This is a genomic window from Serratia sp. CY81684 (assembly GCF_052166595.1).
Classification (GTDB): Bacteria; Pseudomonadota; Gammaproteobacteria; order Enterobacterales; family Enterobacteriaceae; genus Serratia; species Serratia nematodiphila.
On the sequence record NZ_JBJNOO010000009.1, the window covers coordinates 16,275 to 36,480 of the forward strand.

The window sequence follows — 20,206 nt, forward strand, 5'->3', positions numbered from 1 at the left end:
CGCGGGTTTTACCCAACCACAGTATGCACCATCAGTGATAAATTGCACCGAAATGGTGCAATTGGGGTGGGCGTGGGCACTGAAATGGTGCAAAAGTGCAACGATTGCGGCTTTTTGCACCGTGAAAGGGATCACAAACTGACCGGTACGCGGTTGTTTATAAGAGATGGTTGTGATCTTGTTTAGTCCCTCGCTTAATACGTGTACAATAGCGCGCTATTTCTAATGCCCGAGGCAAAGCTGTGATCGAAAATTTGCGTAACATCGCCATTATTGCCCACGTTGACCATGGTAAAACCACCCTGGTTGATAAGCTGCTGCAACAATCCGGTACTTTCGGAGAGCGTGCGGAAGCCACCGAACGCGTAATGGACTCCAACGATTTGGAGAAAGAGCGTGGGATTACCATCCTCGCAAAAAACACCGCCATTAATTGGAACGGTTACCGTATCAACATCGTGGATACCCCTGGACACGCCGACTTCGGCGGTGAGGTAGAGCGCGTGATGTCGATGGTTGACTCGGTGCTGCTGGTTGTGGATGCAATGGATGGCCCTATGCCGCAAACCCGCTTCGTGACCAAGAAGGCTTTCGCCAACGGTCTGAAGCCGATCGTGGTCATCAACAAGGTTGACCGTCCTGGCGCGCGCCCTGACTGGGTTGTGGATCAGGTGTTCGACCTGTTCGTGAACCTCGACGCGACCGACGAGCAGCTCGACTTCCCGATCATCTACGCTTCTGCGTTGAACGGCATCGCCGGTGTCGACCACACCGACATGGCGGAAGACATGACCCCGCTGTATCAGGCGATCGTCGACCACGTGTCTGCGCCGCAGGTTGAGCTGGAAGCGCCATTCCAGATGCAGATCTCCCAGTTGGACTACAACAACTACCTGGGCGTTATCGGCATCGGCCGCATCAAGCGCGGTAAAGTGAAGCCGAACCAGCAGGTCACCATCATCGACAGCGAAGGCAAAACTCGCAACGGTAAAGTGGGTAAAGTGTTGGGTCATCTGGGTCTGGAGCGTATCGACAGCACCCTGGCGGAAGCGGGCGACATCATCGCCATCACCGGCCTGGGCGAGCTGAACATCTCCGACACCATCTGCGACACCAACGCCGTAGAAGCGCTGCCGGCGCTGTCCGTCGACGAACCGACCGTAACCATGTTCTTCAACGTCAACACCTCGCCGTTCTGCGGTAAAGAAGGTAAGTACGTGACGTCGCGTCAGATCCTTGACCGTCTGAACAAAGAGCTGGTGCACAACGTGGCGCTGCGCGTTGAAGAAACCGACGATGCGGACGCCTTCCGCGTATCCGGTCGTGGCGAGCTGCACCTGTCGGTGCTGATCGAAAACATGCGCCGTGAAGGTTTCGAGCTGGCGGTTTCCCGTCCGAAAGTTATCTTCCGCGAAATCGATGGCCGTAAGCAGGAGCCATTCGAGAACGTAACGCTGGATATCGAAGAGCAGCATCAGGGTTCCGTGATGCAGGCGATGGGTGAGCGTAAAGCTGACCTGAAAAACATGGATCCGGACGGTAAGGGTCGCGTGCGTCTCGACTACGTGATCCCAAGCCGCGGTCTGATCGGCTTCCGTAACGAATTCATGACCATGACTTCGGGTACCGGCCTGCTGTACTCCACCTTCAGCCACTACGACGACGTGCGTCCGGGCGAAGTGGGCCAGCGTCAGAACGGCGTGCTGATCTCCAACGGCCAAGGCAAAGCGGTCGCGTTCGCGCTGTTCGGCCTGCAGGATCGCGGCAAGCTGTTCCTGGGCCACGGTGCGGAAGTGTATGAAGGCCAGATCATCGGTATTCACTCACGTTCCAACGACCTGACCGTAAACTGCCTGACCGGTAAGAAGCTGACCAACATGCGTGCTTCCGGTACTGACGAAGCGACTACCCTGGTTCCGGCCATCAAAATGACCCTGGAGCAAGCTCTGGAGTTCATCGATGACGACGAACTGGTAGAAGTGACGCCAACCTCGATCCGTATCCGTAAGCGTCACCTGACGGAAAACGATCGTAAGCGTGCCAGCCGCGGTCCTAAAGACGCTTAATCGCTGATTGAGTGTCTCATGCTTAGGGCGCGGTTCTCGCGCCCTGAGTTTTTTCCTCTGTTGTTCCCCGTTTGTGCGGCGCGCTATGCGCTTTTCCGTTCGCTCCCTGTTCAGCTGTTCCTTTTCCCGCTACAGTGAAATCTCACCGGCCCATCAGGAGAGGACTATGCTGTATATCTTTGATTTAGGTAATGTGATCGTCGATATCGATTTCAAGCGTGTGCTGGGCGTGTGGAGCAATTTGAGCGGCACGCCGTTGGCGGTGCTGTCCGATCGTTTCGCCATGGGTGAGGTGTTCCAGCAACATGAGCGCGGTGAAATCAGCGATGAAGACTTCGCCGGCAAGCTGTGCGATGAAATGGGCATTGCGCTCAGCTTCGAACAATTCGCCACCGGCTGGCAGGCGGTATTTGTCGCGCTGCGCCCGGAAGTGATCGACATCATGCAGCGCCTGCGCAACGAAGGCCACCGGGTGGTGGTGCTGTCGAACACCAACCGTCTGCACTGCAACTACTGGCCGCAGCACTATCCTGAAGTGGCCGCCGCCGCCGATCATCTCTATTTGTCGCAAGATCTCGGCATGCGCAAACCGGAGGCCGATATCTATCAACATGTGCTGGCCGCGGAAAACACCGCCGCCGCCGACGCGGTGTTCTTCGACGATCACCCGGCGAACGTCCTCGCCGCGCAGGCGCTGGGGATCAAGACGGTGCACGTCACCGATCGCGACGTGGTGCCGGCCTATTTTGCTCAATGAGCGCAGGGCGCGTTAAGCTTAAGGCGTATCAACGGACATCAAGGAGTGACCATGTCGTTTTTCCGCCGCAAGAAGCTGCCCTCTGCGATTAAGCCCGGCGTCACCTTCGGACGGCTGCTGTATCAGCGTATCGATCATGATGGCCTGACGATGTTGGCGGGCCATCTCGCCTATGTTTCCCTGCTGTCGCTGGTGCCGCTGGTCACCGTGGTGTTCGCGCTGTTCGCGGCTTTCCCGATGTTTTCCGACATCAGCGAGCAGCTGAAGAGCTTTATCTTTTCCAATTTCGTGCCGGCCGCCGGCAACGTGATCCAGAACTACCTGGAACAGTTCGTCGCCAATTCCAACAAGATGACCGCCGTCGGCACCTGCGGGCTGATCGTCACTGCGCTGTTGCTGATTTCCTCGGTGGACAGCGTGCTGAACACCATCTGGCGCAGCAAGAACAAACGGCCGATCGTCTTCTCCTTCGCCGTGTACTGGATGGTGCTGACGCTGGGGCCGCTGCTGGTGGGTGCCAGCATGGCCATCAGTTCTTACCTGCTGTCGCTCAACTGGCTGGCGCAGACCGGCGTCAATGGCCTGGTGGATCAGGTGCTGCGCATCTTCCCGTTGATTTTGTCGTGCATCTCCTTCTGGCTGCTGTATTGCATCGTGCCGACGGTGCGCGTGCCGCCCAAAGACGCGCTGATTGGCGCGGTGGTGGCCGGATTGCTGTTCGAGCTGGGCAAGAAGGGATTCGCGCTGTACGTCACCATGTTCCCTTCCTATCAGCTGATTTACGGCGTGCTGGCGGTGATCCCGATTTTATTCCTGTGGGTCTACTGGAGCTGGTGTATCGTGTTACTTGGCGCGGAAATCACCGTGACCATCGGCGAATATCGCGACTACCGCCGGCAGAAGGCGGAGCAACAGGAACCAAAAGCAGAAGGGCAGCAGGAATGATTGCGTTGATTCAACGGGTGTTAAACGCCAGCGTCACGGTGGGTGGCGAGACGGTAGGCAAAATTGGCCCCGGTTTGTTAGTGTTATTGGGCGTGGAGCAGGGCGATAACGAGCAAAAAGCGCAGCGCCTGTGCGAACGCGTGTTGGGATACCGCATTTTCGGCGACGAGAACGACAAGATGAACCTCAACGTCCAGCAGGCCGGGGGCAGCGTGCTGGTCGTTTCGCAGTTCACCCTGGCGGCGGACACCCACAAAGGCATGCGGCCCAGCTTCTCGCGCGGCGCCGCGCCGCAAGAAGCCGATCGGTTGTATCAATATTTTGTTGGCCAGTGCCGCGAACGCGGCGTAGAGACCCAGACCGGCGAGTTCGCCGCCGACATGCAGGTGGCGCTGGTCAACGATGGTCCGGTGACATTCTGGCTACAGGTCTAAGCATTCGGAGAACAGGCGTCTATGTATCACCTACGAGTACCCGTAACAGAGCAAGAACTGAAAGAGTATTACCAGTTTCGCTGGGAAATGCTGCGCAAGCCGCTGCACCAGCCGGTGGGTTCGGAAAAGGATGCCTATGACGCCATGGCCCATCACCAAATGGTGGTGGACGAGGCCGGTAAAATCGTCGCCATCGGGCGGCTGTACATCAATGCCGACAACGAGGCGGCGATCCGTTTTCTGGCGGTAGACCCGACGCTGCAGGATAAAGGGCTGGGGACGTTGGTGGCGATGACGCTGGAGTCCGTCGCGCGGCAGGAAGGCGTGAAGCGGGTGGTGTGCAGCGCCCGTGAAGATGCGGTGGATTTCTTTGCCAAGCTGGGGTTCGTCAATCAGGGCGAGATCACTGCGCCGCAGACCACCCCGATCCGCCACTTTTTGATGATCAAACCGGTAGCGACGCTGGACGATATCCTGCATCGCCCCGATTGGTGCGGCCAATTGCAGCAGGCCTGGTATGAACATATCCCCCTGAGCGAAAAGATGGGCGTGCGTATCAGCCAGTACACCGGCCAGCGCTTCGTCACCACCATGCCGGAGATCGGCAACCAGAACCCGCACCATACGCTGTTTGCCGGCAGCCTGTTCTCGCTGGCGACGCTGACCGCCTGGGGGCTGATTTGGCTGCTGCTGCGCGAGCGCCATCTCGGTGGCACTATCATTCTGGCGGACGCGCACATTCGCTACAGCAAACCGATCACCGGCAGGCCGCGGGCGGTGGCGGATCTCGGTTCGCTAAGCGGTGATTTGGCGCGTCTGGCGCGAGGCCGCCGCGCGCGCGTGCACGCCGAAGTGCATCTGTTCGGCGATGAGGATAAGGGCGCGGTGTTCGAAGGCACTTACATGGTGTTGCCGGCCGAGCCGGATGTGCCGCTGGATCAGGGCGGTTCCGAAGCGCTGGAAGAGTAAAACGGCGGCCCTGCCTGGCGGTGGGCCGCGCGATAGATTACGGCAGCTGTTGGTTCACCGTCTGGCCGTCGCCGGCGGTGGCTTGCAGAGTCCCCTTCAATGAAGCTTTGAACGGCCCGTCGCTGTTCAACAGCCCTTTCAACTGCAGCTCAAGGTTGCCGTCGCCCGTCAGCGGCACCGGCTGCCATCCCCATTGCTGCAAGGTATTGAGCGGTACCGAACGGCCGTGCAGCGTCAGCTGGAACGGCTTGCCCGGCAGCTGATCGACGGTCGCGTTGGCCTCAAGCAGCCCATTGGGCATAAAGGCGCTGAGTTCGGTGACGGCGATCTGGTTGGCGTCGGCGTTCAGCGCCAGCGAAGGGCGCCGCACGTCGATTTTGTTGAAGGTGGCCTCGCTGCCGTTCAGGTTTAACGAACCGGACCAAATGCCCCACTGGTGGTCGCGCGCCAGCAGCAGGTTGCTGCCGTAACCGTCCAGCGCGGTGATCTGGAACGGGAATGCCGGGTTGATATCGATAATCAGATTGCGGTTGGTGGTCAGCTTGGTGACGTACACCTCCGCCAGCCAGTCCGGCAGCGGTTTCAGCCACAGCTCGCGCCAGTCGATTGGCAGGGTGTACTCCAGCGCCGCCATGGCCACTTCATCCAGCTGCAGGCGTTTGCCGGCGCGCAGCCAATTGCCGGAGGTGCGCAGCAGCCCGCCTTCCCAGCGGGTGGTGAATTGCTGAATGGCGATGCCGGCGGAGGAGAGGCGCAGGGTGGCGATCGGGTCGATCAGGTGGAAACCGCCGTTGATCACATCGCTGGCATTGACGTTGAGCGAGCCGTCTTCGCTGCGCCAGTCGCCTTTTTCGATGCTGACGTTTTGCAGCGACAGATCGAGATCGTTAAACGCCCACGCCTTGCCTTCCAGGCGCGCATCGATCAGATCGAAACGCTTGAGGGTGACCGGCGGCAGGGTGGTAAAGCGCTGCATGAATTCCGCCAGCGTCAACGGGGTCTGCATGCGCACGCCGCTCAGCCGCAGGCGATCCACTTGCCAACTGCCGTCGGCGGCGCGGCTGGCCACGCCGGTCAGGTCGCCCTGCGCCAGATCGGCGCCGAAATTGTTCAACAGCAGCTGGCCCTGTTTTTGCTCCCCCTGCACCAACACCTTCGAAGCGGGAATGCCGTTCAGCGTCATCGAACCGGCGCTGAACTGGAACTGATTGTTGTCCCCCAGCAGATGGCCGGCCAGCGGGCGCCACGGCGTGATGCCGGCATTGACCCGCTGCGCGTTGAGCTGCCACTCGTTATCGTTGGATTGCAGCGCCATGTTGCTCAGCTGCAGCACGTCGGCCTGTACAGGCAGCGCAGCAGTCTGCGGCTGCACGTTCAGCGTGCCGTCACGCAGCGTGACGCTGTGGAAATAGCGCGGTTCGGTGATTTGGCGCAGGCTGAGGCCGAGATCGACGCGTTTGGCGGCCAGCGCCTGCGGCTGGCCATTGCGGGCCAGCTGCACTTCTTCCAGAGCGATCTGGTCCAGTTGGCGCCACGAATGGGTGATTTTTCCTATCGACAGGCGGTATTCGCTGTTGTCGCTGATCCAGGCGCTCAGGCGGCCTGCCGCCCAGCGGGTTTGCCCCACCAGATACAGCACCACCGCCGCCAGCACGGTCAGCAGCAGCAACGTCAGCAACAGCTTTCCGATAAATTTCATCGTCTACATCCGCATCGGTCAAAAAAGATACCCTGTTTATGCCGCAATTGGCCGGGCATCTCAAGGGCAATGGTCTGATAGACAATAAAAAACGGCCGCAAGCGGCCGTTTGAACGCCAATGGACGGGTTACTTTTTCTCGTGTTCCTGCGGGAACACCAGGTTCAGCACGATGGCGGTAATGCCGCCGGCGGCGATGCCGGAAGAGAGCAGGGTTTTCAGCCAGTCCGGCGCGAACTGCAGGATCAGCGGCTGCTGAGAGACGCCCATGCCGACGGCCAGCGACAGTGCCATGATCATGATGGCGCGGCGGTTCAGGCGCTCGCGCGACACGATGCGCACGCCGGAGGCGGCGATGGTGCCGAACATCACGATGGTCGCGCCGCCCAGTACCGGCTCGGGAATGTGCTGCACGAAGCCGGCCACCGCCGGGAACAGCCCCAGCGCGATCAGCATCAGCGCCACCACGAAGCCGACGTAACGGCTGGCGACGCCGGTCAGCTGGATCACGCCGTTGTTCTGGCCGAAGCAGGAGTTGGGGAAGGTGTTGAACACCGCCGACAGCATCGAGTTCAGGCCGTTGGCCAGTACGCCGCCCTTCAGGCGCTTCATGTACAGCGGCCCGCTGACCGGCTGTTCGGAGACGTCAGAGGTGGCGGTGATGTCGCCGATGGTTTCCAGCGAGGTGACCATAAAGATCAGCATCAGCGGCAGCAGCAGGTTCCAGTCGAAGCCCAGGCCGTAATAGAGCGGCGTGGGGATAGTGATCGCCGCCGTGGGGGCTGCCGATGCGTCGGCGGGCAGCATGTCCATCGCCCAGGCCAACAGATAGCCGACCGCCATGGCGATCACCAGCGAAGCGACGCGCAGGTAAGGGTTACGCTGGCGGTTCAGCAGGATGATGACCGCCAGTACCGCGCCGGCCAGCAGCAGGTTTTTCGGTGAGCCGAAGCTGTGATCGTTCATCGCGGCGTAGCCGCCGCCGATCGAGGTCAGACCGACCTGAATCAGCGACAGGCCAATAATCATCACCACGATGCCGGAAACCAGCGGGGTGATGATGCGGCGCGCCAGATGCAGCACGCGCGACAGCAAAATTTCGGTGCAGGAAGCGACCATCAGCGTGCCGAACAGCGCGGCCATCATGGTCGGCACGTCGGCGCCGCCGTTTTTCAGCGCCAGACCGCCCATGATCAGCGGCGAAACGAAATTGAAGCTGGTGCCCTGAATCGACAACAGCCCGGAACCCACCGGTCCCCAGGTTTTGATTTGCAGAATGGAAGCCAGACCGGAGGCGAACAGCGACATGCTGATGATGTGCTGGGTATCCTGTGCCGGCAGGCCCAGCGCCTGGCAGATCAGCAGAGCCGGTGTGATCACCGCGACGAACATCGCCAGCAGATGCTGGCCGGCGGCAAACAGCGTTTGCGGCAGCGGCGGGCGATCTTCCAGGCGATAAATCAGTTCACTGGCGCGGGGTTCTGAGGCGGCTTGGCGCGCGGCATCAAGCTCGGAGGATGACATGCTCATGGTGTGGCGTTTCCAGATACGGCAAAGCAGGCATTTTAATGCCCCGCCCCGCAAAAGCAAACGGTTGCGCGTAAATATTATGTTGCTGACTTTCCCGTTTATGTCGCATTTTCATTCATTTTTTCTTGTCATCTCAGCGTTTTTTACTTCTAATCCTGCACTCATCAAGTTTAAAAACTAAGTGGTTTTCTATAACTTATTATTTTTATTTGGATCTTTTCCCTTACATGGAGTACCTGGATGTTTCATCTTGATACTTATGGCACGTTAGTCGCGGCGACGCTGGTTTTGCTCCTCGGGGGCAAGTGCGTCAGAACCATTCCCCTGCTGCGAAAATATACCATTCCCGCTCCCGTCGCCGGCGGTTTGCTGGTGGCCCTTCTGCTGTTAGCCCTGAAAAAGCTCGCCAACTGGGAAGTCAGTTTTGACATGTCGCTGAAGGATCCGCTGATGCTGGCCTTCTTCGCCACCATCGGCCTGAACGCCAACCTGGCGCGTTTGCGCGCCGGCGGCAAAGTGCTGGTAGTGTTCCTGTTCGTGGTGCTGGGGCTGCTTATCGTGCAGAACGCCATCGGCATCGGCATGGCGAAAATGCTGGGGCTGGATCCGCTGATGGGCCTGATTGCCGGATCGATCACCCTGTCGGGTGGCCACGGCACCGGGGCGGCCTGGAGCAAGCTGTTCATCGAGCGCTACGGTTTTGAAAACGCGACGGAAGTCGCCATGGCCTGTGCCACCTTCGGCCTGGTGCTGGGCGGTCTGATCGGCGGCCCGGTGGCGCGCTATCTGGTCAAACACTCCTCCACGCCGGAAGGCACCCCGGATGACAGCGTGCAGCCGAGCGGCTTCGAGAAGCCGGAAAGCGGCCGTCTCATCACCTCGCTGGTGATGATCGAAACCATCGCCATGATCGCCATCTGTCTGAGCCTGGGGCAGTTGATTGCCGGCCTGCTGAGCGGCACGGTGTTTGAACTGCCGAACTTCGTTTGCGTGCTGTTCGTCGGGGTGATCCTCAGCAACACGCTGGCCTTCACCGGCTTCTATACCGTGTTCGAGCGGGCGGTGTCGGTGTTGGGCAACGTCAGCCTGTCGCTATTCCTGGCGATGGCGTTGATGAGCCTGCGCCTGTGGGAGCTGGCCTCGCTGGCGCTGCCGATGCTGGCGATCCTGGCGGTGCAGACGCTGGTGATGGCGCTGTACGCGATATTCGTCACCTACCGGGTGATGGGCAAGAACTACGACGCGGCGGTGCTGGCCGCCGGCCACTGCGGCTTCGGCATGGGCGCCACGCCGACGGCGATCGCCAACATGCAAGCGATCACCGATCGTTTCGGCCCGTCGCACGTGGCGTTTTTGGTGGTGCCGATGGTGGGGGCGTTCTTTATCGATATCGCCAATGCCATCGTCATCAAGCTGTATCTGCTGCTGCCGGTGTTCCCGGCGGTGGGGTGATATCGCGAGCCAGAAAAAAAGAAGAGGGCGCCGTCGGCGCCCTTTTTTATGCGTTGGAGTAGCGCGCCTTCTCCGGCAGCCAGCGTTCAATCAGCGCCTGGGCGTGTTCCGGGTAGTGCTGGTGGAGGTGGCGAGCGACGCGCTGCACTTCGGGGATCATCGCCTGGTCGCGCAGCAGGTCCGCCACTTTGAATTCGGCGCTGCCGGTCTGGCGGGTGCCGAGCAGCTCGCCCGGGCCGCGGATCTCCAGATCGCGCTGGGCGATGACGAAGCCGTCGTTGCTGTCGCGCAGCACCTGCAGGCGCGTTTGCGCGGTTTTGCTCAGCGGCGTTTTGTACAGCAGCACACAGTGTGAGGCCACCGCGCCGCGCCCTACGCGGCCGCGCAGCTGGTGCAGCTGCGCCAGGCCCAGCCGTTCCGGGTTTTCGATGATCATCAGGCTGGCGTTCGGTACGTCGACGCCGACTTCGATCACCGTGGTGGCGACCAGCAGCTGCAGCTCGCCCTGTTTAAACGCCTGCATCACCGCCTGCTTCTCCTGCGCTTTCATGCGGCCGTGCACCAGCGCCACCTTCAGCTCCGGCAATGCGGCTTTCAATTCTTCCCAGGTGGCTTCCGCCGCCTGCGCTTCCAGCAGCTCAGATTCCTCGATCAGCGTACACACCCAGTAAGCCTGCCGCCCCTCTTCCAGGCAGGCGCTTTTCACCCGTTGAATGATGTCGGCGCGGCGGGTATCGGGAATGGCGACGGTGGTCACCGGCGTGCGGCCCGGCGGCAGCTCGTCGATGACCGAGGTGTCGAGATCGGCATAGGCGGTCATCGCCAGCGTGCGCGGGATCGGCGTGGCGGTCATGATCAGCTGATGGGCGTGGAAGCCTTGTTCTTCGCCTTTCTCCCACAGCGCCAGCCGCTGATGCACCCCGAAGCGGTGCTGCTCATCGATGATCACCAGCGCCAGGCCGTTGAACTGTACCTGTTCCTGGAAGATGGCGTGGGTGCCGACCACCATTGACACCTGGCCGCTGGCGATGGCTTCCTGCTGCGCGATGCGCGCCTTGCCTTTCTGTTTGCCGGCCAGCCAGCCGACCTCCAGCCCCAGCGGTTCAAACCACTGGCGGAAATTGTTGGCGTGCTGCTCGGCCAGCAGCTCGGTCGGCGCCATCAGCGCCACCTGTTTGCCGTGCGCGATAGCGCGCAGCGCCGCCAGCGCCGCCACCAGCGTTTTGCCGGAGCCGACGTCGCCCTGCACCAGCCGCATCATCGGGAAGTCTTTTTGCATATCGGCTTCGATGTCGGCCACCACGCGCGTTTGCGCGCCGGTCGGCGAGAACGGCAGCTGGGCGAGAAAACGGTTTTTCAGCCGATCGTCCGGCAGCAGCGGCTGCGCCTGATAACTCTGGGCGCCGGCGCGTACCGCCAGCATGCTGAGGTTATGCGCCAACAGCTCTTCGAGGATCAGGCGTTTTTGCGCCGGGTGTTTGCCCAGCTCCAGATCCGCCAGCTGGATGTCCGGCGGCGGGCGATGCAGGGTGTGCAGCGCCTGCGGCAGGCTCATCAGGCCGCCGCTCAGCTCCGGCGGCAGCAGTTCGGCGATGGCGCAGGTATCCAGCAGCGCCAGCGCCTGGTCGGTCAGCTTGCGCAGCGTGGCCTGCCGCACCCCCTCGGTGGTGGGGTAAACCGGCGTCAGCGACTCCTGCAGCTCAACCTCGCTGGCTTCGCCCTGAATGCGGTATTCCGGATGGATGATCTCCGCGCCGTGGTTGCCGCGTTTGATCTCGCCGTAGGCGGTCACGCGGCGGCCGGTGGCCAGGCTGTTTTTCATTGCGGCGTTGAAGTTGAAGAACCGCATGGTGAGGATGCCGGTGCCGTCGCTGATCTGGCAGGTCAGCATGCGGCGGCGGCCGAAACTGATGTCGCTGCGCAGCACTTCCCCCTCTACCGTGGCGTAGATGCCCGGCAGCAGATCGTTGATCGGATAGAGGCGGGTGCGATCTTCGTAGCGCAGCGGCAGGTGCAGCAGCAGATCCTGAATGGTGTCGAGGCCGAGTTTGGCCAATTTGCCCGCCTGGCTGGCGCCAACCCCGGAAAGCGTGGTGAGTGGGACAGCATCCAGCAGGCGGCCTTTCATTTGCGCACCGTCGCCTGCATGGCCGCCCACCATTCGGCGCTGGCGACCACCTGGCCCTGTTCATCGATCTGCGGGCGCGGCAGCCCTTTGCGCTTGGCCACGTTGGCCAGCACCGGGTAACCGCCTTCGAACAGCAGACGCTGCTGCTCTTCTTCGTCCAGCATGCTGTTGTCGCGACGGTACAGGCCGGCGTTCTGCCGCTGGCGCTGCGCCTCATACAGGATCAGCGCCGAAGCCACGGAGACGTTGAGCGATTGCACCATGCCGATCATCGGAATGACGATGTCCTGATCGGCCAGCGCCAGCGCTTCTTCGGTGATGCCGGTTTTTTCCTGGCCGAGCAGCACGCAGGTTGGCCGGGTGTAGTCCACCTCGCGGAAATCGACCGCGCGCGCAGACAGGTTGGTAGCCAGAATTTGCATGCCCTGCGCTTTCAGGTGACCGACCGCGTCGCCGATGGAACGATGGGTTTTGACGCTGACCCAGCTGTTGCTGCCGGCGGCGGAGGAGACCAGGGTGCGCATGCGGGTGGTGGGCCACACGGCGTGGACCTGATGCACGCCGACGGCGTCGGCGGTACGGATAATGGCGGAGACGTTATGCGGCTTGTGCACCTGCTCCAGGCAGACCGTCAGATCCGGCTGCCGGGTCGCGAGCATTTCACAAATCCGCGCATAGCGTTCAGGACTCATAAGCGCTAGTTTCGGTTGCGGTTAACTTTGATCACATCCGGCATGATACGGATTTTACGCATAATGTTTGCCAAATGGATGCGATCGCGGGTGGTCAAGCGGATAAAGGCGCTATAAACCCGACCGTCTTTCTCTTCGGTGTTCAGGCTCTGAATATTGGACTCGGCCGCGTTGATCGCCGCCGTCAGGTTGGCCAGTGCGCCCTGGTGGTTAAACATATCCACCTTGATTTCGGCGATGAACTCCTGCTCGGTCTCTTTATCCCACTCGACCGCCATGAACTTCTCAGGCTCTTTCTGATAGCCGCGAATATTGCGGCAGGATTCATGGTGGATCACCAGCCCTTTGCCCGGGCTGACGTGAGCGATAATCGGGTCGCCCGGAATCGGACGGCAGCACTTGGCGAAGGTGATCAATACGCCGTCGGCGCCCTTGATGGCCAGGTTGCGCACGCCGGAAGAGGTGCCCAGGCTGGACTGATCGCCCTGCAGGTTCTTCGCCACCACCACGCTCATGGCGTTGCCGAGGCCGATTTCCGCCAGCAGATCGTCCAGCGTCGCCAGCTTCATGCGATCCAGCTCGTGCTGAATATTTTCCTGCGGGATTTCGGCCAGTTTGCGGCTGCCGCCCAGCGCATGGTTGAGCAGACGGCGGCCGAGGCCGACGGAGTCGTCGCGCTTGAGGTTCTTCAGCATCTGGCGAATCTTGGCGCGCGCTTTCGAGCTCACCACGAAGTTCAACCAGGCGGCGTTGGGCCGCGCGCCCGGCGCGGTGATGATCTCGACGGTCTGGCCGCTGGTCAGCGACTGCGACAGCGGGTACGGCTGACGATCGACGCGCGCGCCGACGCAGGCATGGCCGATATCGGTATGCACCGCATAGGCGAAGTCGACCGGCGTGGCGCCGGCGGGCAGCTCGACGATGCGGCCTTCCGGGGTGAAAACGTAAATCTCATCCGGGAACAGATCGGATTTGACGCTCTCGATAAATTCAAACGAACTGCCGGCACTTTGCTGCAGCTCCAGCAGGCTTTGCATCCAGCGCTGGGCGCGGATCTGCGCCGTGGTGCCGGTTTCGCCCTGTTCTCTTTCCTTGTAAGCCCAGTGCGCGGCCACCCCCATCTCAGCCATCTGATCCATGTCTTCGGTGCGGATCTGCACTTCGACCGGCACGCCGTGCGGGCCGATCAGCGAGGTATGCAGCGATTGATAGCCGTTGGCCTTGGGAATGGCGATGTAATCTTTCACCCGCCCCGGGCGCGGTTTATACAGGCTGTGCACCTGGCCGAGCACGCGGTAGCAGGTATCGACCTCTTTGACGATCACCCGGAACGCGTAGATATCCATGATGGAATGGAAACGCTGTTCTTTCAGGTGCATCTTGAGGTAGATGGAGTAAAGGTGTTTTTCCCTTCCGCTGACGCGGCAGGCGATGCCGGCCTCGGTCAGCCGCCCTTCGATCTCGGAGAGGATTTTTTGAATCATCTCTTTGCGGTTGCCGCGCGCGGCTTTCACCACTTCCTTGATCACGCGATAACGGTTTGGGTACAGCGCCTCGAAGCCCAGCTCTTCCAGCTCGGTTTTCAGGTGATGAATACCCAGGCGGTGGGCGAGGGGGCTGTAGATTTCCAGGGTTTCACGCGCGATGCGCCGGCGTTTGTCGGGGCGCAGCGAACCGAGGGTGCGCATGTTGTGCGTACGATCGGCCAGCTTGATCAGCACGACGCGGATATCCTGCACCATCGCCATGATCATCTTGCGGAAGTTTTCCGCCTGCGCTTCTTTCTTGTCCTGGAACTTCAGCTTGTCGAGCTTGGAGACGCCCTCGACCAGTTCGGCGACGCTCTTGCCGAACAGCTGTTCCATATCTTGATAGGTGGCCGGGGTGTCTTCGATGACGTCGTGCAGCAACGCCGCCATCAGCGTCTCGTGGTCGAGACGCATTTCCGCCAGGATGCAGGCCACGGCGACCGGGTGAGTAATGTAGGGCTCACCGCTGGAGCGTGTCTGGCCCTCGTGCGCGTCGCGCGCGACGAGGTATGCCTGTTTGAGGCGCTTAATCTGCTCCTCGGGCAGGTAACGTTGAATCAGCAGATTCAGGCTTTCAAACAGGTACAAGGCGGACTCGCTGTCTAATTAACGACGACCTTCAGCAATCGCGGTAACCGCTTGAATCTCTGCGGCTTCCTGCTCTTGCTGTTCCTGGCGCTCACGCACGTCGAGGATCTGGCTGGTGATCAGGCCTTCTTCGATTTCGCGCAGGGCGATAACGGTGTACTTGTCGTTCTCTTCCGGAACCAGTGCATCTTTGCCGCCGGTCTGGATCTGACGCGCCCGACGAGCAGCGACCAACACCAGGTCAAAACGGTTACCAATTTTCTCTACAGCGTCTTGAACAGTTACGCGTGCCATATTTGTGCTACTCCACAGGTGACGAAAAGACTGGGCATGATACTGAAACTGCCTTCAGTCTGCCAATAGTTTGCTGATTAAAGCGTCATGCCGCAGCAACTGGCGGCCCAAACGCAGGCGTTCGGCGCGAATGATGGTCTTCAGATCGGACAGCGCCAAATCGAAATCATCGTTCACGATCAGGTAATCGTACTCCGCGTAATGCGTCATTTCCGCCACGGCCTGGGCCATGCGTTTGGCGATCACCTCTTCGGAATCCTGCCCGCGCCCGCGCAGGCGGCGGCCCAGTTCTTCCTTCGATGGCGGCAGAATGAAGATGCTGCGCGCCTGCGGCATTTTGGCGCGGATTTGCTGCGCGCCCTGCCAGTCGATATCCAGAAACACGTCTACGCCGGTCGCCAACACTTGTTCGATGGCGGCGCGCGAGGTGCCATAATAGTTGCCGAACACTTCGGCATGCTCAAGAAACGCATCCTGCTCGATCATCCGGCGGAATTCGTCTTTCGAGACGAAGAAATAATGCTCGCCGTGATTTTCACCCGGGCGGCTGTCGCGCGTGGTGTGCGAAACCGAAACCTGCGTGTCGTACAGCGGTTGCGTCTTTAACAAAGCCTGAATCAGACTTGATTTACCTGCGCCACTGGGAGCAGAGACAATATAAAGCGTGCCTTGAGCCATGATGATGTTCGTTGATAACGGTTGATATGCCAAAAACAGCGGATGTGTATTTTCTCCGCACAGTATACACGGCTAACGCGCCGGGTGCAGCGTTAGCTCGCATTTTGCCCGTGGCTTTGCGCGGAAAAAGCGTCGAATGCGCGAATATGCGCGCTGAAGAGCGATATTTTGGCAGTTTTGGCCCAGCGGCGGCGCGCTGCCGCCCCGGGATCAGTGATCCGGATGTTGGTAGTTGAACACTGGCAGACCGAGGCGGAAGCGCAGGGCGATCAGACGCGCGCTCAGGCCGGCGACCAGCGTGAGGATCACCACCAGATTGTGCGGCAGGCTGAGGTGCTGCAGGCCGATATACAGCCAGGCGGCGCTGAAGGAGATGCCGGCGTAGATCTCTTTCTGGAAAACCAGCGGGATACGGTTGCAGAACATATCGCGCAGCACCCCGCCGAAGACGCCGGTGATCACCGCGGCGATGGCGGCGATAATGGCGCTGTGCCCCATATCCAGCGCCACCTGCGCGCCGATGATCGAGAAGACAATCAGGCCGACGGCGTCGAGCACCAGGAACAGGCGGCGCAGATGGCGCATCAGAGGAGCCACCCAGGTGGTGACGATTGCCGCTATTGCGACGATGACGATGTATTCCGGGTGTTTGACCCAGCCCAATGGAAAATGCCCGAGCAACATATCGCGCACCGACCCGCCGCCGATCGCGGTGACCGAGGCGATGATGATCACGCCGAACATGTCCATTTGGCGGCGGCCGGCCGCCAGCGCGCCGGTCATGGCTTCGGCGGTGATGCCGATGATATAAAGGATGCTCAGTAACATAAGGGATTCACAGCGTACTTGCGTCAGAATGATGGCCGGCAGGGTAATCGCCGCCGAGGACGCGCGCCACTGAGTTTTTTTCACTGATGGCATTTCGGATTAATATAGCTAATCCAAACGCCATTTTTATTGCCGATAACCAGCCTTTTTTAACATCTTGTTGTTAATGAATGCATTAGAAATTTCGCGCTAATTTCCATCGCTGACTATGATTTTTGCAGCGAATCCTTCAACCGAAAAATCGAGACTGCAGATGAAAAACTCCCCGAAACTGGCCGTCTGCGCCGTGATGGCTGCCGCCCTGCTGCTGAGCGGCTGCGTGGCGCCAGGCCACCAGACAACGTCACCCGCCCCGGCTTGCCGCACCGGCGATCCGCTGGTGCAGACAACGCTCTACTTCGGCCTGAACCGGCCGGCGGGGCCGGCGATCACCGCCGCCGAGTGGCAAACCTTCGTCGACAGCCTGGTGACGCCACGTTTTAAAGACGGGCTGACGGTGTTTGATGCCAAAGGGCAGTGGCTGGGCCACGACGGCAAACTGGCGCGCGAGAACAGCAAGGCGCTGCTGCTGATCCATGCGCCGGGCAAAGAGAGCGAGGCGAATATCGAGGCGCTGCGCAGCGGCTATAAGCAGCAGTTTGCGCAGGATTCGGTGATGCGGGTGGATGCGCCGGTGTGCGTGGCGTTTTAAAACGCACTCCCGGCCGCCTGGCCGGGAGTGGGGATTACAGCACCAGGCCGGCGATGGCCGCCGACAGCAGGCTCACCAGCGTCGAGCCGTAAACCAGCTTCAGGCCAAAACGGGAAACCACGTTGCCTTGCTGCTCGTTCAGTCCTTTGATGGCGCCGGCGACGATGCCGATGGAGGCGAAGTTGGCGAACGATACCAGGAACACCGACAGAATGCCCAGCCCGCGCGGCGACAGCTCCGCCGCGATCTTCTTCAGTTCAATCATCGCCACGAATTCGTTGGCCACCAGTTTGGTCGCCATGATGCTGCCCGCCTTCAGGGCCTCTTCCGCCGGGATGCCGATCAGCCAGGCCAGCGGATAGAACACGTAGCCGAGGATCTGCTGGAAGCTGATGCCGAGCACCGCCGAGAACAGCGCGTTGACGGCGGAGATCAGCGCGATAAAGCCGATCAGCATCGCCGCGATGATCATCGCAATCTTGAAGCCGGCCAGAATGTACTCGCCCAGCATTTCGAAGAAGCTCTGATCTTCGTGCAGCTTGTTCAGCTTCAGCTCCGGCTCGTCTTCGACCTGATACGGGTTGATGATCGACAGGATGATGAAGGTGCTGAACATATTAAGGATCAACGCCGCCACCACGTACTGCGCGTCGATCATCGACATGTAGGCGCCGACGATGGAGAGCGATACCGTCGACATGGCGGTTGCGGCCATGGTGTACATGCGGCGCGGCGAGATGTCGCCGATGATGCCCTTGTAGGCGATGAAGTTCTCTGACTGCCCCAGCACCAGCGTGCTGACGGCGTTGAACGATTCCAGCTTGCCCATGCCGTTGACCTTGGACAGCAGGGTGCCCACCAGGCGGATGATCAGCGGCAGAATGCGGAAATGCTGCAAAATGCCGATCAGGGCGGAAATAAAGATGATAGGACACAAAACGCCGAGGAAGATAAACGCCAGGCCATCCTTGCTCATGCCGCCGAATACGAACTCCGATCCTTGGGCGGCGTAGGCGAGCAGGGTGTCGAAGAAGCCGGCGACGTGTTTGATCACGCTGAGCCCGCTGGCGGAGTGCAGGAAGAAGTAGGCCAGCGCGCCTTCGATCACCAACAGCTGGATGATATAGCGCAGGCGGATTTTCTTGCGATTATTGCTGACCAGCAGCGCCAGGGCGATGATCACCACCAGGGCCATAATAAATTGCAGAATTTGTGGCATAAACGGTCCGTACGGTTCACGGGCAGGAAAAAAACACATTTAGCCACAGCATCGCCGTCCTTTCATTACCTTGCGTGATAATTAGAACAAAATACTTATGGCGTGCGGGATATCTTGCCGAATGTCATCCACACGCGCTGCTCGGCAGTTTTTCATAAGCCCCCGAAGTGCCTTAGTGAGCCGTCTTCCATGATGCCTGCCGGCTCGCAGCCTGATGCAACCACCGTCCCGCACGTTCAGGCGCCTGGAATCTGGATCGCAATGGGCGATTTTTCCCGGCGCAAAATGTGGTTTTCTCGGCTAAGGCGGAGAAACATGTTTGGGCAAGGCGCCGCGACTGGCGCGCATTTTCTCAAACCAGGAGGCGAACGATGAATACCGGCATGTTGCTCAGGGCGCTGGCCAACGGCGTTAATCCCGACACCGGCGAGCTGTTGAAACCGGCTTCGGCAGCCTGCGCGCCGGAGGCTATCCGGCTGCTGTTCGCGTTGGCCAATGAGTTCGACGGTGAAGCCGAACTGCAGAAAAAAACGAGGCTGACGCCGGAAGAAAAGCGGCAGAAGAATCTGGCCGAGGGGCGGCCGGCCAATGCCTACTTCCCCTGGCCGGAAGAGGAAAAGCTGCGGCTGCGCGAGAGCCATGCGGCCGGGGCGACGCTGGAAGTGCTGAGCGATGAGTTCGAGCGCTCAACCTGGAGCATTGCGGTGCAGCTGCAGAAAATGGGGTTGATCGGTGAGGAGCAGGCGGCCGCCTATCGCTGATCTGCAACCATAAAAAAGCCCGCGTGGCGCGGGCTTGATGGCGTGCAGAGCGGGATCACTCGATGTTCTGGATCTGCTCGCGCATCTGTTCGATCAGCACCTTCAGCTCGATGGCGGAGGCGGTGACGTCGGCATTGATCGACTTGGAGGCCAGGGTGTTCGATTCGCGGTTGAACTCCTGCATCATAAAGTCGAGGCGGCGGCCGACGGCTTCTTTCTTCTTCAGGATGTTGTGCGTCTCTTTCACGTGCGCTTCCAGGCGGTCCAGCTCTTCGGCGACGTCGATGCGCTGCGCCATCAGCACCAGCTCCTGCTCCAGGCGGGTGTTTTCCAGCTGCACCTGCGCCTCTTCCAGCTTGCTGACCAGACGCTCGCGCTGCCATTGCAGGATGTTCGGCATCTGGGCGCGCACTTTGACCACTTCGGCGCTGACGCCGTCGAGGCGCTGTTCGATCAGCGTTTTCAGCGCGGCGCCTTCGCTTTCGCGTGCGACGATAAAGTCATCCAGCGCGCCGTCCAGCGCCTGCATCAGCTCGGCGCTGATGGCGTCCAGATCCTGCTCCTGCGCGGACATTACGCCCGGCCAGCGCAGCACGTCGATCGGGTTGATTTCCCCTTCGTCGCTCTGCATTTTCACCCAGTTGGCGGCTTCGACCAGCTGTTTGGCCAGTTTTTCGTTCAGGATCAGCGAGCTTTGCGCGCTTGGATCCAGTTCGAAACGCAGGTTGCATTCGACTTTGCCGCGGGTCAGGCGGCCACGGATACGTTCACGGATCACCGGCTCCAGGCTGCGGAATTGTTCCGGCAGGCGGATGTAGGTTTCTAAGTAGCGCTGGTTAACGGAACGCAGCTCCCAGGCTGCGCTGCCCCATTCACCCTTGATTTCACGCCGGGCGTAGGCGGTCATGCTGCGGATCATTGATGCGTACCCGTAATAGGAAAAGATG

The 20,206-nt window shown here is 60.4% G+C and carries 18 protein-coding genes; 8 read left to right on the top strand and 10 right to left on the bottom strand.

Annotation, left to right across the window (positions count from 1 at the left end):
* Window positions 1–242: 242 nt before the first annotated feature.
* From typA to fabY, 5 genes are all read left to right on the top strand, one after another.
* A complete protein-coding gene (gene typA, locus ACJ8QF_RS23205; RefSeq protein ID WP_004931243.1) occupies window positions 243–2,066 on the top strand; it encodes a ribosome-dependent GTPase TypA in 1,824 nt (607 codons plus the stop codon).
* A gap of 166 nt (window positions 2,067–2,232) precedes the next feature.
* Entirely contained in the window at window positions 2,233–2,823 is a 591-nt protein-coding gene (yihX, locus tag ACJ8QF_RS23210) for a glucose-1-phosphatase (protein ID WP_004931242.1), read from the top strand.
* A 51-nt stretch (window positions 2,824–2,874) separates the two neighbouring features.
* Window positions 2,875–3,768: a virulence factor BrkB family protein gene (locus ACJ8QF_RS23215; RefSeq protein WP_021504485.1), complete on the top strand. Its 894-nt coding sequence runs from the start codon at window positions 2,875–2,877 to the stop codon at window positions 3,766–3,768.
* The gene (dtd, locus tag ACJ8QF_RS23220) at window positions 3,765–4,202 is read left to right on the top strand and encodes a D-aminoacyl-tRNA deacylase (protein WP_015379450.1); all 438 of its coding nucleotides are present in this window, start codon (window positions 3,765–3,767) and stop codon (window positions 4,200–4,202) included. Before ACJ8QF_RS23215 ends, dtd begins: the two co-directional genes overlap by 4 nt.
* A gap of 21 nt (window positions 4,203–4,223) precedes the next feature.
* Window positions 4,224–5,171, top strand: coding sequence for a fatty acid biosynthesis protein FabY (gene fabY, locus ACJ8QF_RS23225; protein WP_004931235.1), 948 nt, complete (start codon window positions 4,224–4,226; stop codon window positions 5,169–5,171).
* Between the two features lie 37 nt (window positions 5,172–5,208).
* Here the strand turns inward: fabY and ACJ8QF_RS23230 are convergent, their stop codons facing one another.
* Window positions 5,209–6,870, bottom strand: a complete 1,662-nt coding sequence (locus ACJ8QF_RS23230; RefSeq protein WP_442537890.1) for an AsmA family protein — start codon at window positions 6,868–6,870, stop codon at window positions 5,209–5,211.
* Between the two features lie 128 nt (window positions 6,871–6,998).
* Entirely contained in the window at window positions 6,999–8,399 is a 1,401-nt protein-coding gene (locus ACJ8QF_RS23235; protein ID WP_049278597.1) for a nucleobase:cation symporter-2 family protein, read from the bottom strand.
* Window positions 8,400–8,639: 240 nt separating this feature from the next.
* On the opposite strand from ACJ8QF_RS23235, the gene gltS reads away from it, so the two are divergent.
* On the top strand, window positions 8,640–9,851 hold the full coding sequence (gltS, locus tag ACJ8QF_RS23240) for a sodium/glutamate symporter (protein ID WP_442537891.1): 1,212 nt from the start codon (window positions 8,640–8,642) through the stop codon (window positions 9,849–9,851).
* A 46-nt stretch (window positions 9,852–9,897) separates the two neighbouring features.
* On the opposite strand, the gene recG is transcribed toward gltS, so the two are convergent.
* From recG to ACJ8QF_RS23270, 6 genes are all read right to left on the bottom strand, one after another.
* Window positions 9,898–11,979: an ATP-dependent DNA helicase RecG gene (gene recG / locus ACJ8QF_RS23245; protein WP_015379447.1), complete on the bottom strand. Its 2,082-nt coding sequence runs from the start codon at window positions 11,977–11,979 to the stop codon at window positions 9,898–9,900.
* The gene (trmH, locus tag ACJ8QF_RS23250) at window positions 11,976–12,671 is read right to left on the bottom strand and encodes a tRNA (guanosine(18)-2'-O)-methyltransferase TrmH (RefSeq protein ID WP_041037384.1); all 696 of its coding nucleotides are present in this window, start codon (window positions 12,669–12,671) and stop codon (window positions 11,976–11,978) included. Before trmH ends, recG begins: the two co-directional genes overlap by 4 nt.
* A 5-nt stretch (window positions 12,672–12,676) precedes the next feature.
* A complete protein-coding gene (spoT, locus tag ACJ8QF_RS23255) occupies window positions 12,677–14,788 on the bottom strand; it encodes a bifunctional GTP diphosphokinase/guanosine-3',5'-bis pyrophosphate 3'-pyrophosphohydrolase (RefSeq protein WP_004931224.1) in 2,112 nt (703 codons plus the stop codon).
* 18 nt (window positions 14,789–14,806) lie between these two features.
* On the bottom strand, window positions 14,807–15,082 hold the full coding sequence (gene rpoZ / locus ACJ8QF_RS23260) for a DNA-directed RNA polymerase subunit omega (protein ID WP_004931221.1): 276 nt from the start codon (window positions 15,080–15,082) through the stop codon (window positions 14,807–14,809).
* A 54-nt stretch (window positions 15,083–15,136) separates the two neighbouring features.
* On the bottom strand, window positions 15,137–15,760 hold the full coding sequence (gene gmk / locus ACJ8QF_RS23265; RefSeq protein ID WP_004931218.1) for a guanylate kinase: 624 nt from the start codon (window positions 15,758–15,760) through the stop codon (window positions 15,137–15,139).
* Window positions 15,761–15,970: 210 nt separating this feature from the next.
* Entirely contained in the window at window positions 15,971–16,588 is a 618-nt protein-coding gene (locus ACJ8QF_RS23270) for a trimeric intracellular cation channel family protein (RefSeq protein WP_025304704.1), read from the bottom strand.
* Between the two features lie 253 nt (window positions 16,589–16,841).
* Between ACJ8QF_RS23270 and ACJ8QF_RS23275 the strand changes: the two genes are divergently transcribed.
* Window positions 16,842–17,279, top strand: a complete 438-nt coding sequence (locus tag ACJ8QF_RS23275; RefSeq protein WP_004931215.1) for a DUF3574 domain-containing protein — start codon at window positions 16,842–16,844, stop codon at window positions 17,277–17,279.
* Window positions 17,280–17,313: 34 nt separating this feature from the next.
* Here ACJ8QF_RS23275 and ACJ8QF_RS23280 read toward each other — a convergent pair whose 3' ends face one another.
* Complete coding sequence (locus tag ACJ8QF_RS23280) at window positions 17,314–18,498, bottom strand: NupC/NupG family nucleoside CNT transporter (RefSeq protein ID WP_004931212.1); 1,185 nt, start codon at window positions 18,496–18,498, stop codon at window positions 17,314–17,316.
* Window positions 18,499–18,869: 371 nt separating this feature from the next.
* Between ACJ8QF_RS23280 and ACJ8QF_RS23285 the strand changes: the two genes are divergently transcribed.
* Window positions 18,870–19,259: a hypothetical protein gene (locus tag ACJ8QF_RS23285; RefSeq protein ID WP_325962843.1), complete on the top strand. Its 390-nt coding sequence runs from the start codon at window positions 18,870–18,872 to the stop codon at window positions 19,257–19,259.
* Window positions 19,260–19,314: 55 nt separating this feature from the next.
* Here ACJ8QF_RS23285 and ACJ8QF_RS23290 read toward each other — a convergent pair whose 3' ends face one another.
* Entirely contained in the window at window positions 19,315–20,178 is an 864-nt protein-coding gene (locus tag ACJ8QF_RS23290; protein ID WP_015379441.1) for a YicC/YloC family endoribonuclease, read from the bottom strand.
* Window positions 20,179–20,206: the final 28 nt, after the last annotated feature.

Coding starts and splice junctions, on each gene's coding strand:
- yihX (WP_004931242.1), top strand. CDS start 2,233: ATGCTGTATATCTTTGATTTAGGTAATGTGATCGTCGATATCGATTTC.
- ACJ8QF_RS23270 (WP_025304704.1), bottom strand. CDS start 16,588: ATGTTACTGAGCATCCTTTATATCATCGGCATCACCGCCGAAGCCATG.
- rpoZ (WP_004931221.1), bottom strand. CDS start 15,082: ATGGCACGCGTAACTGTTCAAGACGCTGTAGAGAAAATTGGTAACCGT.
- ACJ8QF_RS23275 (WP_004931215.1), top strand. CDS start 16,842: ATGAAAAACTCCCCGAAACTGGCCGTCTGCGCCGTGATGGCTGCCGCC.
- trmH (WP_041037384.1), bottom strand. CDS start 12,671: ATGAGTCCTGAACGCTATGCGCGGATTTGTGAAATGCTCGCGACCCGG.
- ACJ8QF_RS23280 (WP_004931212.1), bottom strand. CDS start 18,498: ATGCCACAAATTCTGCAATTTATTATGGCCCTGGTGGTGATCATCGCC.
- ACJ8QF_RS23215 (WP_021504485.1), top strand. CDS start 2,875: ATGTCGTTTTTCCGCCGCAAGAAGCTGCCCTCTGCGATTAAGCCCGGC.
- ACJ8QF_RS23230 (WP_442537890.1), bottom strand. CDS start 6,870: ATGAAATTTATCGGAAAGCTGTTGCTGACGTTGCTGCTGCTGACCGTG.
- recG (WP_015379447.1), bottom strand. CDS start 11,979: ATGAAAGGCCGCCTGCTGGATGCTGTCCCACTCACCACGCTTTCCGGG.
- ACJ8QF_RS23285 (WP_325962843.1), top strand. CDS start 18,870: ATGAATACCGGCATGTTGCTCAGGGCGCTGGCCAACGGCGTTAATCCC.
- gltS (WP_442537891.1), top strand. CDS start 8,640: ATGTTTCATCTTGATACTTATGGCACGTTAGTCGCGGCGACGCTGGTT.
- ACJ8QF_RS23290 (WP_015379441.1), bottom strand. CDS start 20,178: ATGATCCGCAGCATGACCGCCTACGCCCGGCGTGAAATCAAGGGTGAA.
- fabY (WP_004931235.1), top strand. CDS start 4,224: ATGTATCACCTACGAGTACCCGTAACAGAGCAAGAACTGAAAGAGTAT.
- dtd (WP_015379450.1), top strand. CDS start 3,765: ATGATTGCGTTGATTCAACGGGTGTTAAACGCCAGCGTCACGGTGGGT.
- gmk (WP_004931218.1), bottom strand. CDS start 15,760: ATGGCTCAAGGCACGCTTTATATTGTCTCTGCTCCCAGTGGCGCAGGT.
- ACJ8QF_RS23235 (WP_049278597.1), bottom strand. CDS start 8,399: ATGAGCATGTCATCCTCCGAGCTTGATGCCGCGCGCCAAGCCGCCTCA.